This is a genomic window from Arthrobacter sp. H-02-3 (assembly GCF_003097355.1).
Classification (GTDB): Bacteria; Actinomycetota; Actinomycetes; order Actinomycetales; family Micrococcaceae; genus Arthrobacter; species Arthrobacter humicola.
This window is the reverse complement of sequence record NZ_PYUI01000026.1, coordinates 1-15,472: the sequence shown is the minus strand read 5'-3', so window position 1 is coordinate 15,472 and position 15,472 is coordinate 1. Positions and strand designations below refer to the sequence as shown.

The 15,472-nt window shown below is 68.9% G+C and carries 13 protein-coding genes and 1 pseudogene; 10 read left to right on the top strand and 4 right to left on the bottom strand.

The window, feature by feature from the left end; translation table 11 throughout:
- The first annotated feature begins 11 nt into the window (after window positions 1-11).
- The 3 genes from C9424_RS19005 (at window position 12) to C9424_RS18995 (ending at window position 3,735) form a co-directional block, all read left to right on the top strand.
- The gene (locus C9424_RS19005) at window positions 12-1,139 is read left to right on the top strand and encodes an NAD(P)-binding domain-containing protein (RefSeq protein WP_237563564.1); all 1,128 of its coding nucleotides are present in this window, start codon (window positions 12-14) and stop codon (window positions 1,137-1,139) included.
- A gap of 49 nt (window positions 1,140-1,188) precedes the next feature.
- Window positions 1,189-2,364 carry a class I SAM-dependent methyltransferase gene (locus C9424_RS19000; RefSeq protein WP_116768419.1) on the top strand — a complete coding sequence of 392 codons (1,176 nt, stop codon included), beginning with the start codon at window positions 1,189-1,191 and terminating at the stop codon, window positions 2,362-2,364.
- A 168-nt stretch (window positions 2,365-2,532) separates the two neighbouring features.
- Entirely contained in the window at window positions 2,533-3,735 is a 1,203-nt protein-coding gene (locus C9424_RS18995) for an ROK family transcriptional regulator (protein WP_116768418.1), read from the top strand.
- 38 nt (window positions 3,736-3,773) lie between these two features.
- Here C9424_RS18995 and C9424_RS18990 read toward each other — a convergent pair whose 3' ends face one another.
- Window positions 3,774-3,977 (bottom strand): hypothetical protein, encoded by a 204-nt coding sequence (locus C9424_RS18990; protein ID WP_091253639.1) that lies wholly within the window; start codon window positions 3,975-3,977, stop codon window positions 3,774-3,776.
- 427 nt (window positions 3,978-4,404) lie between these two features.
- On the opposite strand from C9424_RS18990, the gene C9424_RS18985 reads away from it, so the two are divergent.
- Window positions 4,405-5,406 (top strand): methylenetetrahydrofolate reductase, encoded by a 1,002-nt coding sequence (locus C9424_RS18985; RefSeq protein WP_116768417.1) that lies wholly within the window; start codon window positions 4,405-4,407, stop codon window positions 5,404-5,406.
- A gap of 44 nt (window positions 5,407-5,450) precedes the next feature.
- Window positions 5,451-7,784: a 5-methyltetrahydropteroyltriglutamate--homocysteine S-methyltransferase gene (gene metE / locus C9424_RS18980; RefSeq protein ID WP_116768416.1), complete on the top strand. Its 2,334-nt coding sequence runs from the start codon at window positions 5,451-5,453 to the stop codon at window positions 7,782-7,784.
- Window positions 7,785-7,949: 165 nt separating this feature from the next.
- Here the strand turns inward: metE and C9424_RS18975 are convergent, their stop codons facing one another.
- The gene (locus C9424_RS18975) at window positions 7,950-8,456 is read right to left on the bottom strand and encodes a DUF2004 domain-containing protein (RefSeq protein ID WP_116768455.1); all 507 of its coding nucleotides are present in this window, start codon (window positions 8,454-8,456) and stop codon (window positions 7,950-7,952) included.
- A gap of 99 nt (window positions 8,457-8,555) precedes the next feature.
- Here C9424_RS18975 and C9424_RS18970 point away from each other — a divergent pair, with 99 nt between their 5' ends.
- Window positions 8,556-9,965, top strand: a complete 1,410-nt coding sequence (locus tag C9424_RS18970; protein ID WP_116768415.1) for an aldehyde dehydrogenase family protein — start codon at window positions 8,556-8,558, stop codon at window positions 9,963-9,965.
- Between the two features lie 14 nt (window positions 9,966-9,979).
- Here C9424_RS18970 and C9424_RS18965 read toward each other — a convergent pair whose 3' ends face one another.
- Window positions 9,980-10,201 (bottom strand): hypothetical protein, encoded by a 222-nt coding sequence (locus tag C9424_RS18965; protein WP_116768414.1) that lies wholly within the window; start codon window positions 10,199-10,201, stop codon window positions 9,980-9,982.
- Window positions 10,202-10,251: 50 nt separating this feature from the next.
- Complete coding sequence (locus tag C9424_RS18960; RefSeq protein ID WP_116768413.1) at window positions 10,252-11,172, bottom strand: LysR family transcriptional regulator; 921 nt, start codon at window positions 11,170-11,172, stop codon at window positions 10,252-10,254.
- 352 nt (window positions 11,173-11,524) lie between these two features.
- Here C9424_RS18960 and C9424_RS18955 point away from each other — a divergent pair, with 352 nt between their 5' ends.
- From C9424_RS18955 to C9424_RS18940, 4 genes and pseudogenes are all read left to right on the top strand, one after another.
- Window positions 11,525-13,009, top strand: coding sequence for an NAD(P)/FAD-dependent oxidoreductase (locus C9424_RS18955; RefSeq protein WP_116768412.1), 1,485 nt, complete (start codon window positions 11,525-11,527; stop codon window positions 13,007-13,009).
- On the top strand, window positions 13,006-13,737 hold the full coding sequence (locus C9424_RS18950; protein ID WP_116768411.1) for a DUF1365 domain-containing protein: 732 nt from the start codon (window positions 13,006-13,008) through the stop codon (window positions 13,735-13,737). The genes C9424_RS18955 and C9424_RS18950 overlap by 4 nt, the downstream gene beginning before the upstream one ends.
- Window positions 13,734-15,155, top strand: coding sequence for a class I SAM-dependent methyltransferase (locus tag C9424_RS18945; RefSeq protein WP_442862053.1), 1,422 nt, complete (start codon window positions 13,734-13,736; stop codon window positions 15,153-15,155). The genes C9424_RS18950 and C9424_RS18945 overlap by 4 nt, the downstream gene beginning before the upstream one ends.
- A pseudogene (locus C9424_RS18940) lies at window positions 15,152-15,472 on the top strand (SAM-dependent methyltransferase); the annotation flags it as partial. The gene C9424_RS18945 and the pseudogene C9424_RS18940, both read left to right, overlap by 4 nt.

The window sequence follows — 15,472 nt, the reverse complement described above, 5'->3', positions numbered from 1 at the left end:
CCCCTGGGACGGTGCGCCCGGCCGACGTCGTCGTCATCGGCGCCGGCCAGGCCGGGCTGTCGGCGGCATACCACCTGCAGCGCCGCGGCTTCGTCGCGGCTGCCTCCGGCCCGGGCAATGCCCAGGGCGGAACCGGCGTGCCTGCGGCGGATGCCCGGCCCGCCGGGACGTACATCGTGCTCGACGCCGAGGACGGCCCCGGCGGGGCCTGGCGCCACCGCTGGAAGAGCCTTCTCATGGCCACGGTCAACGGCATCAGCGACCTTCCGGGCCTCCCGCAGCCCGACGTCGATCCTGCCGAGGCCAGTTCCAGTTTCCTCACCCGCTATTTCGGCGGGTACGAACACGACCTCGGCCTCGCGATCGAGCGGCCCGTGAAAGTGCAGTCGGTGAGCCGGGAGGACACGGATCCCGCCGGGCGGCTGACCATCACCACCTCCCGGGGCACGTGGTCTGCCCGCGCCGTCATCAACGCCGCCGGCACCTGGACCCGGCCGTTCTGGCCCATCTACCCCGGCCAGGCCAGCTTCCGCGGCCGCCAACTGCACGTCGCGGACTACGTCTCCGCCGACGAATTCCGTGGCCGGCATGTCATTGTGGTCGGCGGCGGGATTTCGGCCGTCGGTCTCCTCGATGAAATCTCCCGGGTCACCGGCACCACCTGGTTCACCCGCCGGGAACCGGTCTGGCGAGAGGCCGCGTTCGACCGGCAGGCCGGCCACGACGCCGTCGCCCTCGTGGAGGAGCGGGTGCGCCAGGGCCTGCCGCCGCAGAGCGTGGTTTCCGTGACGGGCCTGATCTGGACGCCGGCCCTGCGCGCCGCCGCGGCGCGCGGCGTCCTTGACCGGCACCCCATGTTCACCGCAATCGAGCCCGACGGCGTCCGGACGGCCGACGGCAGCTTCCTGGCCGCCGACGTCATCCTGTGGGCCACGGGATTCCGGGCCGAACTTGAACACCTCGCCCCGCTGCACCTGCGCGGACCAGGCGGCGGCATCGCGATGGACGGCACCCGGGTCGCGGCCGAGCCCCGGGTCCATCTGGTCGGCTACGGTCCGTCCTCGTCCACCATCGGCGCCAACCGTGCCGGCCGGGCCGCCGTCGCCGGGATCGTCACCCTGCTGGCCGGTTCGGGATAACGTGGAAGCTCATGACCCAAGACCGAGAAGAAACGGCGGCACAACGCGCGTGGCGGACACCAACTTCGACTCCCTCTTTGCCCGGCTGAGACGATTCCCTGATGTCGAGGCCGCCAACCTGCAGGCCTGGGACGCCACGGACAGGCTCCTGCTGGACACTGTCCGTGAGATGCAGGCGGCCGGTTTGCTGCAGCCCGGGGCACGGCTTGCGGTTGTGGGGGACCGGTACGGTGCCCTGACCTTGGGTGCCCTGACCCTTGGCGCCCTGACGCTGGACTCCGTGGAGACGGTGGCGCCAGCCGTCCGCGTCCATCAGGACCTCATCACCGGAGAGCGGGCGCTGCGGGCCAACGCCGGGGCGCTGGACCTCGATGCCGGTTTTGAACAGCTCCCGTTGGGCGAACGGCTCCTGGAGGGTGCCTCGCTCGTCGTGCTGCAGTTGCCCCGGTCCCTGGCCGAACTGGAGGAAATCGCCGACGCCGTCGCCCGCTACGCGGCGCCCGACGTCGTGCTCCTGGCGGGCGGGCGCGTCAAGCACATGAGCCTGGGCATGAACGCGGTGCTGGCGCGCTACTTCGATGACGTCCAGCCCCAGCTGGCCCGGCAGAAGTCACGGCTCCTGCTGGCCCGGCGCCCCAAGCCGGTCGCGGACGCCCCGCCGTTCCCGGTCACCGAGGTGAATGAGGAACTCGGGCTGACGGTCTGTGCCCGGGGCGCCGTCTTCGCCGGCACGGGGCTGGATATCGGAACCCGGTTCCTGCTGGACTTCCTGCCCCGGATGCCGCACGCCGCCCATGCGGTGGACCTGGGCTGCGGCACCGGAATCCTCGCCGCGATGTACGCCCGCGCCAACCCCGGCGCCCGCGTCACCGCCACGGACCGGTCCGCGGCCGCAGTCGACTCCGCCCTCGCCACGGCCCGCGCCAACGGCTTGGAGGACCGGATCGATGTGCTCCAGGACGACGCGATGAGCTCCCTGCCGGCGGGCAGCGCGGACCTGATCCTGCTCAACCCGCCCTTCCATCTGGAGGCAGCCGTCCACTCCGGCGCCGGGATCAAGCTGATCGAAGCGGCCGGCAGGGTGCTCGCCCCCGGCGGGGAGCTCTGGACCGTGTTCAACAGCCACCTGCACTACAGGCCGGCACTCGAACGGCTGATCGGTCCGACACGGGAGGTCGGCAGGAATCCGAAGTTCACCGTGACGGCCAGCACCCGGAGGCCGTGAAGGTGAAACATTGTGTCCGAAAGGCGGATGTGTGGGCGCACGCCTGCACTTAACGTACGATTCTGACAACTGCTGTAGATAACTGTTGTATTGGGCCAATGACGTTTTGAGGTATCAGTGACCGAGATCCGGCAACCTTCGTCGAGGCGAGGGACCAACCTCCCCAAGATGGGTGATTTCAACCTCACGGTTATCCTGGACGCCATCCGGCGCGCGCCGGGCGGCATGAGCCGTGTGGAGCTGGCCCAGATCGTTGGACTGTCGCCGCAGACCATCTCCAATATTTCCCGCCGGCTGCTGGACCAGCACCTGATCGTCGAGGCCGGCAAAGAAGGCACCGGCCCGGGCAAGCCGCGGACCATGCTCCGGTTGAATCCTGCCGGGATGTACGCCGTGGGCGTCCACTTGGACCCGGCCGTGGTCACCTTCGTCCTGCTGGACCTGCTCGGCGCCGTCGTCAGGCATTCCCGGATCGCCACCCCGCCCGGCAGCGATCCCCGGGCGGTCATTGATACCATCGCCGCCGAAATCAACGGCCTCATCACCGAATCCGGCGTGGACCCGGCCCGGATCGCCGGACTGGGGGTTGCCTCCCCGGGCCCCATCGACCTCAACGACGGCGCGGTGGTGGACCCGCCGCTGCTGCCCGGCTGGGACAACGTCCGGCTCCGGGACGCCCTTGGCGAAGCCACCGGCCTGTCCACCCTGATGGACAAGGACGTGACCAGCGCAGCCGTGGCAGAAACCTGGGCCGGCGGCCCGAGCGGCGAGGGCAGCTTCATCTTCATGTACATGGGGACCGGGATCGGCTGTGGGATCGTCCTCAATGACGAAGTCGTCCGCGGAACCTCGGGCAACGCCGGGGAAATCGGGCACATCGTCGTGGACCCGGACGGCGCCCTCTGCGATTGCGGGCAGCGTGGCTGCGTGAAGGTCTCCGCCATTCCGCAGGTCCTCGTGGCGCAGGCCGAGGCGGCCGGGGTGCTGGACGGTTCGCGCGAGGACCGGAGTGCGCCGGCGGTCCAGGAGCAGTTCGCCCAGTTGTGCGAACTCGCCTACGGCGGAAACCAACAAGCCATGGACATCATCGCCGGCTCCGCTGTTCTCGTGGCCCGGGCAGTCTCGGTCGTCACCAATGCCCTGGACGTGGACCGCGTGGTGTTCGGCGGCCCGTTCTGGGCGTGCCTGTCGGCGGCCTATCTGGAACAGATTCCCGGACTCGTCGAGGCTAACAGCGCCACCCGGAAGATCCACGGCATTGAGGTCGTGGGCACGGGCGTGGGGGACGACGTCGGCGCCGTCGGGGCAGCCTGCCTTGTGCTGGAGCACACCCTGGCACCCCGCTCGCAACGACTCCTCCTGGAGGGCTGACGCCCTCGGAGGCTGAACGCCGGCGTGCCGGCCACGCTTCAGTCGATATCCTCGATAACCGTCCCGAACGGGATGGTCTCGTCCAGATGCGCCTGGTGACCGGTCGGGCCGCGGTTGTAGGACACCCGCACCCCGTGCGTCTTTTCCGCGGCCGACTGCATGAGGACGGGGCGGACGGTGTTGATGAAGCTCTCGCTCTTGCCGGCGAGATACTCCTGGTAGCTGGCTGGTAGCTGAATCATGGCAAAAGGATAGTCCTGAGCAGGGTCGATGGGGAGGGCCGCAGGACAGGGCCGCGCAGCAACGGAATCAGCCTCTCCGGCGAACTTTATTCTGCCCAGCCCGGAAATTAGCCGTAAAGGTGCGTCTTAATTCGGACGCCGACTTGAAGCGGGCCGTACCGGGCCTTTAGAGTTCTATACAAGTTACCTCAGTAACGTGTCAGCGATCCTCCGCTGAAGGCCGGCCCTTGGAAAAAATTCACGGGCAGCCCAGGAGGGTGTGGGTGCCCCCATGTGGGCCTGACATTTGCTCACGGACAGCTTCGTATCAGGCGTACCAGTCGCGACTGCGCCCTGCAGAAGTTTCCTCCGTGTTCCCCAAACTCATTCATTGGCGGCAGGACCCTTTTCCGGGCACTTCCGGCAGTGTTCACAGCCAAGGACGCAAATGTCACCACCTAGCCTTATTGACCCCCATCCGAATCTGGCCGGCCCGGCTCCCGTCGCGCTGTCCTACGAGCTGTTCCCGCCGCGGTCGGCCGCGGCTGCCGAATCGCTCTGGACCACCATCGGGGAACTCGAAGCCACGGACCCGGACTACGTGTCGGTAACGTACGGCGCCAGCGGCTCCAACCGCAGCACCGCCGTCGAGCTCATCAACCGGCTCGTGCAGGAAACCACGCTGCGCCCCCTGGCCCACCTGACCTGCGTGGGGAACTCCCCGGAGGAACTGGCGGAGATTATCGGCGAACTGCTCGACGTCGGGGTCCGCGGCATTCTTGCCCTGCGCGGCGACCAGCCGAAGGACGGCGCAACCCCGCCGCCGGGATCGCTCCGGTACGCCCAGGACCTGATCGAACTCATCCGCCGCGTGGAGCAGCGCCGGTCGGCGCTGCTGTGCGCCGGAAAAGTCGCGGTCGGCGTCGCCGCCTACCCGACCCGGCACCCGGAATCCCCGAGTGAGGCGCACGACGTCGAGGTCCTGCTGGCCAAGCAGCGCTCCGGCGCCGACTTCGCCATCACCCAGGTCTTCTTCCACGCCGAGCAGTACGCGGACCTCCTGACCCGGGCACGCCGGGCCGGGGTGACGATCCCGATCATTCCCGGCGTCATGCCGCTGACCAGCCTCCGCCGGCTCGCCCGCCTCGGCGAACTGACCGGAGTGGAACCGGCGCCGGAACTCATCGAACGCCTCGCCGCTGCCGATACCGACGCCGAACGGACCCGGATCGGCGTCAGCGCCACCGTGGACCTCGCCAATGCCGCCCTGGACGCCGGAGCACCCGGCATCCACCTCTACACGTTCAACGAGCACGCCGCCGCCCTGGACGTGCTGGACAAACTCGCACTGCCCCGGCCGCGAAGCGGCAACCGCCAGGGGGGAAACCGGCACAGCGGCGGACGCATCAACGCGTCCCGGCGTGCCGCCGCCCGCCAGCTCGCCAGCTGACCACCCCTACTTCGTCATCTCAACGATCACTTCAAGGACTTTCCATGACTGAACAGCTCGCCACCCCCTTCCCGTCCGCCTCGATCCTCGGCTACCCCCGCATCGGCCGCCGCCGTGATCTCAAGAAGGCCGTCGAGGCCTACTGGGCCGGCAAGATCGACGCCGCCGCCCTGGACGCTGCCGCCAAGGAGATCCAGCTCGGCACTGCCAAGCGCCTCCAGGGCCTCGGCCTGACCGAAGCCGCCGCCGTCCCCGGCACCTTCTCCTACTACGACCAGGTGCTCGACGCCGCCGCCCACCTCGGCGCCGTGCCGGCCCGCTTCGGCAACCTCCTCAACGCCGAGGGCCAGTTGGACATCGATGGCTACTTCACCCTGGCCCGCGGCAACAAGGACCAGCAGCCGCTGGAAATGACCAAGTGGTTCGACACCAACTACCACTACCTCGTGCCGGAAATCGGCCCGGAGACCAGCTTCGCGCTGACCTCCAACCGCATCATCGAGGAATTCGAGTACGCCCTCGCCAACGGTGTTCAGACCCGCCCGTACATCGTCGGCCCGGTCACGTTCCTGCTGCTGAGCAAGGCATCCGACGACGCCCCCGCCGGCTTCAGCCCGCTGTCCCGCCTCAAGGACGTCCTCCCCGTCTACACCGCGCTGCTGGAGAAGCTTGCCGCCGCCGGCGCCAGCTGGGTCCAGCTCGACGAGCCCGCCCTCGTGGTGGATCAGGACACCCCGGCCGAGGAAATCCAGGCCGCCGTCGCCCGCTCCTACGAGGTCCTCTCCTCCGCCGCCAAGCGCCCGCAGCTGTTCGTCTCCACCCCGTACGGCGCGCTCAACGGCCAGCTCGGCACCCTCGCCGCCACCGGCATCGACGCCCTGCATCTGGACGTCTTCAAGGGCGAGGTTCCCTCCGCCGCGGCCCTCGCCGCGCTGGGCACCAAGACTCTCGTCGCCGGCGTCGTGGACGGCCACAACATCTGGCGCAACGACCTCGCGGCCTCCGCGAAGAAGATCGCCGAGCTGAAGCAGTCCGTCGCCAAGCTGGCCGTCAGCACCTCCACCTCCACCCAGCACGTCCCGCACGACGTCGACGAGGAAGTCCAGCTCTCCGCGCAGCTGCGCAGCTGGCTCGCCTTCGCCGACCAGAAGGCCGTCGAAGTTGTCACCCTCGCAGGACTCCTGACGGACCCCGCGGCCGTCCAGCCGGCCATCGAAGAGGCCACCCGCGTCATCGCCTCCCGCGCCGAGGCAGAGGGCGTCCGCCGCGCCGACGTCCGGGCCCGCACCGCCGCCCTGACCGACGCAGACTTCAACCGTTCCGCTTACGCGGTCCGCGAAGCCGCCCAGGAGAAGGCTCTGCACCTGCCGCCGCTGCCAACCACCACCATCGGCTCCTTCCCGCAGACCGCCGAGATCCGCACCGCCCGGGCCCGCGCCAACCGCGGCGACCTCACCACGGAGCAGTATGAGCAGCTCATGAAGGATGAGATCAAGCGCGTCGTGGAGCTGCAGGAGGAGCTCGGCTTCGACGTCCTGGTCCACGGCGAGCCCGAGCGCAACGACATGGTCCAGTACTTCGCCGAGAACCTTGAAGGCTTCGACGTCACCGTGCACGGCTGGGTCCAGTCCTACGGCTCGCGCTGCACCCGTCCCTCGATCCTGTGGGGCGACGTCACCCGCAGCGCCCCCATCACGGTGAAGTGGGCCGAATACGCGCAGTCCCTGACCAACAAGCCGATGAAGGGCATGCTCACCGGTCCGGTCACCATCCTGGCCTGGTCCTTCGTCCGCGACGACCAGCCGCTCGGCGAGACCGCCAACCAGGTGGCCCTGGCCCTCCGCGACGAGATCGCCGACCTCGAAGCCGCCGGCATCAAGGTCATCCAGGTGGACGAGCCCGCCCTGCGAGAACTCCTGCCGCTGCGCAAGGCAGACCAGGCCTCGTACCTGGACTGGTCCGTGAAGTCCTTCCGCCTCTCCACCGCCGGCGCCGCGGACGCCACCCAGGTCCACACGCACCTGTGCTACTCCGAATTCGGTGCCATCATCGACGCGATCGATGGCCTCGACGCCGACGTCACCTCGATCGAGGCCGCCCGCTCCCGCATGGAGGTTGTGCACGACCTCGAATCCCACGGCTTCGGCCGCGGCGTGGGCCCGGGCGTCTATGACATCCACTCGCCCCGCGTCCCGGGCGAGCAGGAAGTCACCGAGCTGCTCAGCACCGCCGTCAAGCACGTCCCGTCCCGCCAGCTCTGGGTCAACCCGGACTGCGGCCTGAAGACCCGCGGCTACGCCGAGACCGAAGAGTCCCTGCGCAACCTGGTCACGGCCACCAAGACGGTCCGCGCCGAACTGCTGGAACCAGCCAAGTAGCAGCCGGCTGAACTGAACACCAGCTGAATTAACGACGCCGGCCGGTCACCTCGCAAGTGACCGGCCGGCGTCGTACGTTTCAGCTCATCGACTGCTGAGCAACCGCCGCTTTGAGCCCCCAAAAGGGCCGTTACGGAGCAGTCGATTCGGAGTTTCCCGAACGATTCAGGATTCCCAGAGGATTTCGTCGTCCACGACGCCGTCCTCATCCGCGGAGGCCACCAGGACCTCGTCGGTGAAGTGCTGGCCCAGGGTGAAGTCAAGGACGAAGTAGCGTTCCGGCTGGCCGGGGTAGATGCCCACGTGGCCGAGTTTGAGTGCCTTGAGGAAGACCTCGTCGGTGAGCTGGCTCTTGTCCTCGACGCCGAAGATTTTCCTAAGGTGCTCGTCCTTGATCGCGTTGCAGTGGAAGTGGCGGTATTCCTGCGGGCTGGTGCCCTCCTGCGATAGTTCCTCGGCGATCATTTCGCGGACCTGGTCCACGAGTTCAGGCAGGAAGCGCAAGCGGTAGTCAACTTTGTGCATGGCGGCTTCATCGAAGTGGTCATGCGCGTTGACATTCAGGTCAAGCTCCACGGTCTGGCCCGCCAGCTCATGCGTGGCGGTGAGATTATGGTCCCTTCCGTGGTTGAGCTCGACCTCGCCGAAGTGCTTGCTCGCTACCTTGTTCATATCTTCAACATAGTCCTGAAAACCGGACCATTCCAGCATTGGCAGGCTTTTATCCGCTACCGGACCGGTGGAGCGGCCTGGGGACTGTACATTGATCGGATGCAGACCGTAGCCACTTCCGTTGCCCGCGCCCGGGCCCAGTTCGACGCCGGCACCACCCGTCCGCTGGCCTGGCGGCTGGAGCAGCTAAGCAGCCTGCGGCGCATGCTCGCGGACCGCCACGCGGACTTCGCCGCTGCCCTCGCCAAGGATTTGGGCAAGCACAACACCGAGGCGCAACTGACGGAGATCGGCTTCGTTGCCGCAGAGGCCGCCCATCTGGCGCGGCACCTGGAAGACTGGCTCCGGCCCCGCCCCGTGCCGGTTCCGCTCACCGTGCAGCCGGCCCGGGCCTGGACGGAACTCACCCCGCTGGGCGTGGTGCTGGTGATCGGGCCGTGGAACTACCCCCTGCAGTTGCTGCTCGCCCCGCTGGCCGGGGCCCTGGCCGCCGGCAACACCGCGGTGCTCAAGCCGAGCGAACACGCCCCGGCCACCTCGGCCGCGCTGGCCCGGTGGATTCCGGAGTACCTGGCCGGCGCCGCCGAGGTGGTCGAGGGCGGTATCCCGGAAACCACGGCACTGCTGGCCGAACGCTTCGACCACATCTTCTTCACCGGAGGAGAGACCGCGGCCAAGGTGGTGATGCGCGCGGCGGCCGAACACCTGACTCCAGTGACGCTGGAGCTCGGCGGCAAGTCCCCGGCCTACGTGGATGCGTCCACGGACCTGGCGACGGCGGCGAAGCGGATCGCCTGGGGCCGGTTCATGAACGCCGGCCAGACGTGTGTGGCCCCGGACTATGTCCTGGCCGCGGAGGAGGTCCTGGAGCCGCTGCAGGCCGAGCTGATCAAGGCCGTCACGGCGCTCTTCGGCACGGACCCGGCAGCGAGCCCGTCCTACGGCCGGATTGTCGATGACCGCCACTTCGCCCGCCTCGCTGCCTTGGCCGACGGCAGCACCGTCGTGCACGGCGGAGGACGCGACGCCGCCAGCCGCTACTTTGAGCCCACCTTGCTCCGGCCGGCGCCGGGGGACGCCGTCATGGCGGAGGAAATCTTCGGTCCGCTCCTGCCGCTGGTTCCCGTGCAGGGGGTGGACGAAGCCATCGGGCTGGTCAACGGACGCGCCAAGCCGCTGGCGCTCTACGTGTTCAGCAAGGACCCGCTGACGCGCCGCGCGTTCGCCGAGCGGACCTCGTCCGGGGCGCTGTGCTTCGACGTCCCGGCGGCCCACCTGTCCGTCCCCGGGCTGCCGTTCGGCGGCGTCGGCGGCAGCGGCATGGGCGCCTACCACGGGGAACATTCGGTCCGGACGTTCTCGCATGAGCGTCCCACGCTGGACAAGCCGTTGAGGCCCGACACCCTGGAACTTATCTACCCGCCGTACACCCGGGCCAAGCAGGGGATCATCAACGCGCTGGTGGCGCCGGTCCGAAAGCAAGTCCGAAAACCGGCCCCTGAGCGCTGAGTCGCGCCGCCGGGTTATCCGGCCGCCTCGCCCTCCCAGTCGACGTTGACCCAGCGCTGGCCTTCATCGTCCCAGGACTCGGTGTGCCCCAGCAGGGCAATGTCGTCAAAGCTGGCCTCGATCCCGTGCCCGCGGAGGGTTTCGCGGAGCTCCTCGGTGGCCGCGCGGACAGCCGCGGCGACTTCCTCGGGGTTGTCGGAGGCAACGGGACGGGAGGCTGAATAGGTTTGGCTCATGGACCCCATCCTCATCGATCGGGCGCCGCAGGGGAACCCCTGCGGCGCGCTCAGTCCTTGCGCGCAGTCTCCAGCGTGTGCATCGTCTCGCCCAGCAGTTCCACGAACAGCTGGACCTGGGCAGTCCGCTTCTCGTTGAGCAGCAGTGCGAAGACATTCCGGGCGAGCCGGATCTCCGGAACGTCGAGGACGACGACGCCGGCCGGCCGGTGCAGCAGGGCGAGTTCGGGGACCAGTGCGGCGCCGAGGCCCGCGGCCGCCATCTCCAGGCTCGCGTGGAAGTCATCGCTGTACGCCACCACCCGGGGGTGCAGATTGCAGCTGGCGAAGAGGCGTTCGATCACCGTGGCGTCGGAGGTGCCCGGGTGGTGCATGATCCACGGCATGTCCGAGAGGTGCGGGGCGGCCACCTTGGAATCCGTGCCGATGCCCCAGGCCGCCGGCAGCACCACCCGGAAGTCGTCGTCGCCGATCCACTGCCGGTCCACCGTGTGCGGCCAGGCGAGGCCCGACTGCCCCACCTGGTACACCAGGGCGACGTCGAGTTCCCCCCCGGTCCGCAGGCCCTGGATGGTCTGGGCCGGTTCCGCGACCGAGACCCTGAGGTCGATGCCGAGCTTCTTCCAGGCCGGGTTCCGCAGGATCGGCGGCAACACATAGGTGGCCAGGCTGGGGAAGATGCCCAGCCGCAGCTCCTGGCTGGTGCTGTCCTGTGCCCGTGACGCAGCGGCCATGAGCGTCTCGATGTCCGTCAGCACTTTGGCCGCGTGCCGCGTCATGACGACGGCGGCTTCCGTCGGCTGGATGCTGCGGGCCGAGCGATGGAACAGCGTGACGCCGGTGTCACGTTCCAGCGCCGACATTTGCTGCGAGACGGCCGAGGCGGTGTAGCCGAGACGCGCCGCGGCGGCGGCAAACGATCCCAGCCGGATCACTTCCACAAGGGTCCGCAGATGAACGGGGTTGATCAAGGGCTGCCCTTCGCCTGGTAGCGGGTCCACTGCAACGGGAACGGAATGGCGGGACCGGAAATCCCGCTTCATTGTGGCACACCGGGCCCTGCCGGGGGCGCCGGTTCCCTCCCCGCACGGTCCGCGGCTTCCCGGCGGGGCCCGTCCGGAATGTCTGCGCGGCCCGGGGGCGCCGATGCAGGAGAATCCGTGGGGTCGGGCCAAGTTTTCAGATACCAACGGCACAGCTAGCGGGCCCCTGGAGGACGCCGTCACAGGAGCCGAAAAAAATGCCGAACTCATACTCATCCGGCGCCCCGGCCGCGACGAATTGCCCGTAAGACCTTTTTGGCGAGACAACAGGAGCAGACCAGTGGCACAAGCAGCAGGGATTCCGGCAGGCCGGCGGGTTGCCGTCATCGGCAGCGGCGTGGCGGGGCTGACCGCCGCCTATGTGCTGAACGGGCAGGACCGGGTGACTCTCTTCGAGGCGGACTCCCGGCTCGGCGGGCACGCCCATACCCATGATGTTCCGCAGCAGGGCGGGCCCACCCTGGGCGTGGACACCGGCTTCATTGTCCACAACGAGCGGACCTATCCCACTCTCCTGCGCCTGTTCGCCGAGCTCGGCGTCGAAACCCAGGATTCGGAAATGAGCATGTCCGTCCGCTGCGACGGCTGCGGCCTGGAATACGCCGGCGCCCGTCCCAACGCGAGCGGCATCATTCCCCGGCCGTCCACGCTGCTGCGCGGCCGCTACCTGCGCATGCTGCTGGAAGTCACCCGGTTCCACCGCCGGGCCCGCGCCCTGCTGGCGGAACCGGCAACGGTAACCCCCGCCGGCCCGGGTGCGGCCGGGACGGGGCACGAGCTGACCCTGGGGGAGTTCCTGGCCCGGGAGAAGTTCAGCAGCTACTTCATCTCGCACTTCATGACCCCCGTGGTCAGCGCCGTCTGGTCCTGCGACCCCACCACCGCCCTGGCCTACCCGGCACGCTACCTGTTCACCTTCCTCGGCCACCACGGCCTGCTCGGCGTCAAAGGCTCGCCGCAGTGGCGGACCGTCACCGGCGGCTCGCGCAGCTACGTCGACAAGGTCGCCGGGACCCTGCCGGACATCCGGCTCTCCAGCCCCGTCACATCCGTGCAGCGGCACGCCGGCAGCGTCGACGTCACATACGCGCAGAGCGCGGACAGCACCGGCGGCGACACCATCACCGAAACCTTTGACGCCGTCGTGATCGCCACCCACCCGGCGCAGGCCCTGCGCATGCTGTCCGATGCCTCGGCCGCTGAGAAGGACGCCCTGGGCGGCATGCCGTACTCGGTGAACCAGACAATCTTCCACCGCGACGCCGCCGTGCTGCCGGCCAGCCCCAATGCCCAGGCCTCGTGGAACTACCGCCTGCCGTCCTGCGACGCCCGCCCGGACACGGTCCTGGTCAGCTACGACATGACCCGGCTGCAGCGGCTGGAGCCCGTGGACGGCGGCCGGTACATCGTCAGCCTCGGCGAATCGGAGCTGATCGACCACACCACGGTCCTGGACCGCATGGTCTACGAGCACCCGCAGTACACGCCGGACTCGCTGAGGGCCCAGGAACGGATCCTCGGGCTCGGCGACGAACGCCTGGCCTTCGCCGGCGCCTACCACGGATGGGGATTCCACGAGGACGGCGCCCTGTCCGGCCTCAAGGCCGCCGCCCGGCTGGGCCGCGACTGGGACGAGCTCCCGGTCAACATCGGCGCTGTCAATACCGGTACGGCGGCCGTGGACCCGGACCTCCGGCCCGCCGCTGTTCAGCCCGCCGCTGTTCAGCCGGCCACTGTTCAGCCGGCCACAGTGGAGGCGCCATGAGCGAACGGGCAGGAATCTACCGCACATCCATCTCCCACGTGCGGCGCACCCCGCTGCACAATGCCTTCACCTACCGCAGCTACAGCTGGTACGTGGACGTCGACCACCTCCCGCAGCTGCCCCGGCCGCTCCGGCCGCTGGCCGGCTTCCGGGTGGAGGACCACCTGGGCGACCCGGACGGCACCCTGCGCGGCAACGTGGAACGCTACCTCGCCACCCAGGGCATCAAGCTCGACGGCGGACGCATCACGATGCTCGCCAGCGCCCGGGTCTTCGGGCACGTATTCAACCCGCTGAGCGTGTTCTGGTGCCATGACGCCGCCGGGGCGCTGCGCTGCGTCGTCGTCGAGGTCCACAACACCTACGGCGAACGGCACTGCTACCTCCTCGAAACGGACGGCACCGGCCGGGCGAGCGTCCCGAAAGCCTTTTACGTCTCGCCGTTCAACGACGTCGACGGCCAGTACCGCATGAAGCTCCCCGAACCCGGCGACCGCCTCGCCGTCTCGATCGTCCTGGAGAGGGAAGGCCACCAGCCCTTCATCGCCACCATGGACGGCGTCCGCCACGAAGCGACCCTGCGGAACATCCTGTCCGCGGCGCTCGCTGTACCTCTGGCCCCGCTGCGCGTCACCGCGCAGATCCGCTGGCAGGGCATCAAACTGTGGGCGCGCCGCCTGCCCATCATCAAAAGACCACACCACCCTTCACAGGAGGCAGTTCAGTGACAATGACCGAAGCGACCGGATCCGGTACGGGACGGACAGAGGGCACCACGCGCAGCAGCGCCAACACCGCGGGAGCGGTGACCAGTGCTGTGACGGGCACTGTGCCGTACACGGTTCCGCAGGCGCCCGTCACCATCGACCCGGCAATCTGGCCCAGCATCGCCACCGTGCCCACAAGCCTCAAGGCCCGCGTGGCCGGACGCGCCGCGGACGCCATCTTCAAGGCCGCCGTGCGCTCGCTGCCGCTGGCCGTCCGCTACCCGGACGGCACCGTGCTGGGCAAAGCCTCCCTCGGCCAGGCGCCCGGCGGCACCGCCTACCCCGTGATGACCATCAACCGGCCCGAGGCGTTCGCCGCCCGGCTGGGCGACGGCGGCCTGATCGGCCTGGGCGAGTCCTACATGGCCGGTGACTGGGACGCCGACGACCTCACCGCCGTCATGGAGGTCTTCGCTGCCCGCGTCGGCACGTTGGTTCCCGAACCGCTGCAGAAGCTCCGTGGCCTCTACCTGCCGCGGCAGCCGCGCAAGGAACGCAACACCGAAAAGAACACCCGCTCCAACATCTCGCGGCATTACGATCTCTCCAACGAGCTCTTCGCCTCTTTCCTGGACCGCACCATGACGTACTCCAGCGCGCTGTTCCCGGAAAGCGGCGACGCCCTGCGGACCGTGGCCTGGGACGGCCTCGCCGCCGCCCAGCAGGCCAAGATCGACCGGCTGCTGGACAAGGCGGGCGTGAAGGAAGGCACCCGAGTCCTGGAAATCGGCACCGGCTGGGGCGAACTCGCCCTGCGGGCCGCCGCACGCGGCGCCACCGTCTACTCGGTCACGCTCTCCAGCGAGCAGCAGGAACTGGCCCGCCAGCGCGTCGCCGACTCCGGCTACGCTGATGCCGTCACGATCGAGCTTAAGGACTACCGTGCCGTGGAGGGCGAGTACGACGCCGTCGTCTCGGTCGAAATGATTGAGGCCGTCGGCTTCGAATACTGGGCCACGTACTTCCAGACGATCGAGCGCGTCCTGGCCCCCGGCGGCAAGGTGGCCATCCAGGCCATCACGATCGCCCACGACCGCCTCATGGCCACCCGCACCAGCTACACCTGGGTGCACAAGTACATCTTCCCCGGCGGCGTCATTCCCTCGGTCCGGGCGATCGAGGACATCACCGAGAAGCAGACCGGACTGCGCGTCCGCGAACGCCTCGCCATGGGCGAGCACTATGCCCAGACCCTGCGGCTCTGGGAGGAGCGGTTCATGGGCCGGGCCGAGGAGGTCGGGGCCATGGGCTTCGACGCCATCTTCCAGCGGATGTGGCTGTTCTACCTGTGCTACTCCCGGGCCGGCTTCGAGACGGGCTACCTCGACGTGCAGCAGATCGTGCTGGATCATGCCTCCTCCAAGGGCGCGGCCGCATGACGGCGGCGCTCGCTGACACCATCGCCGAGGTCCTGCGGCCCGTCGTCGGCGGGGAACTGCCCGTCCGGCTTGTCGTCTGGGACGGCAGCGAGACGGGCCCGTCCGGCGCGCCGGTGGTCCGGCTGAACTCGCCCGACGCCATACGCCGCCTGCTGTGGGCGCCGGGGGAGTTGGGGGCCGCCCAGGCGTACGTCACCGGTGAACTCGACGTCGACGGCGACCTCAATGCCACGCTCGAGCACCTGTGGAAGGTGGTCCGTGACCGCGGCCTCTCAGGCATCCGTCCGACGCCGGACCAGCTGGCCCGCGTGGGCCGG

Bases quoted from the DNA above. Each gene is read 5' to 3' on its own strand.
- C9424_RS18990 (WP_091253639.1), bottom strand. From the start codon at position 3,977: ATGATTCAGCTACCAGCCAGCTACCAGGAGTATCTCGCCGGCAAGAGC.
- C9424_RS18970 (WP_116768415.1), top strand. From the start codon at position 8,556: ATGCAGACCGTAGCCACTTCCGTTGCCCGCGCCCGGGCCCAGTTCGAC.
- C9424_RS18985 (WP_116768417.1), top strand. From the start codon at position 4,405: ATGTCACCACCTAGCCTTATTGACCCCCATCCGAATCTGGCCGGCCCG.
- C9424_RS18975 (WP_116768455.1), bottom strand. From the start codon at position 8,456: ATGAACAAGGTAGCGAGCAAGCACTTCGGCGAGGTCGAGCTCAACCAC.
- C9424_RS18965 (WP_116768414.1), bottom strand. From the start codon at position 10,201: ATGAGCCAAACCTATTCAGCCTCCCGTCCCGTTGCCTCCGACAACCCC.
- C9424_RS18950 (WP_116768411.1), top strand. From the start codon at position 13,006: ATGAGCGAACGGGCAGGAATCTACCGCACATCCATCTCCCACGTGCGG.
- C9424_RS18995 (WP_116768418.1), top strand. From the start codon at position 2,533: ATGGGTGATTTCAACCTCACGGTTATCCTGGACGCCATCCGGCGCGCG.
- metE (WP_116768416.1), top strand. From the start codon at position 5,451: ATGACTGAACAGCTCGCCACCCCCTTCCCGTCCGCCTCGATCCTCGGC.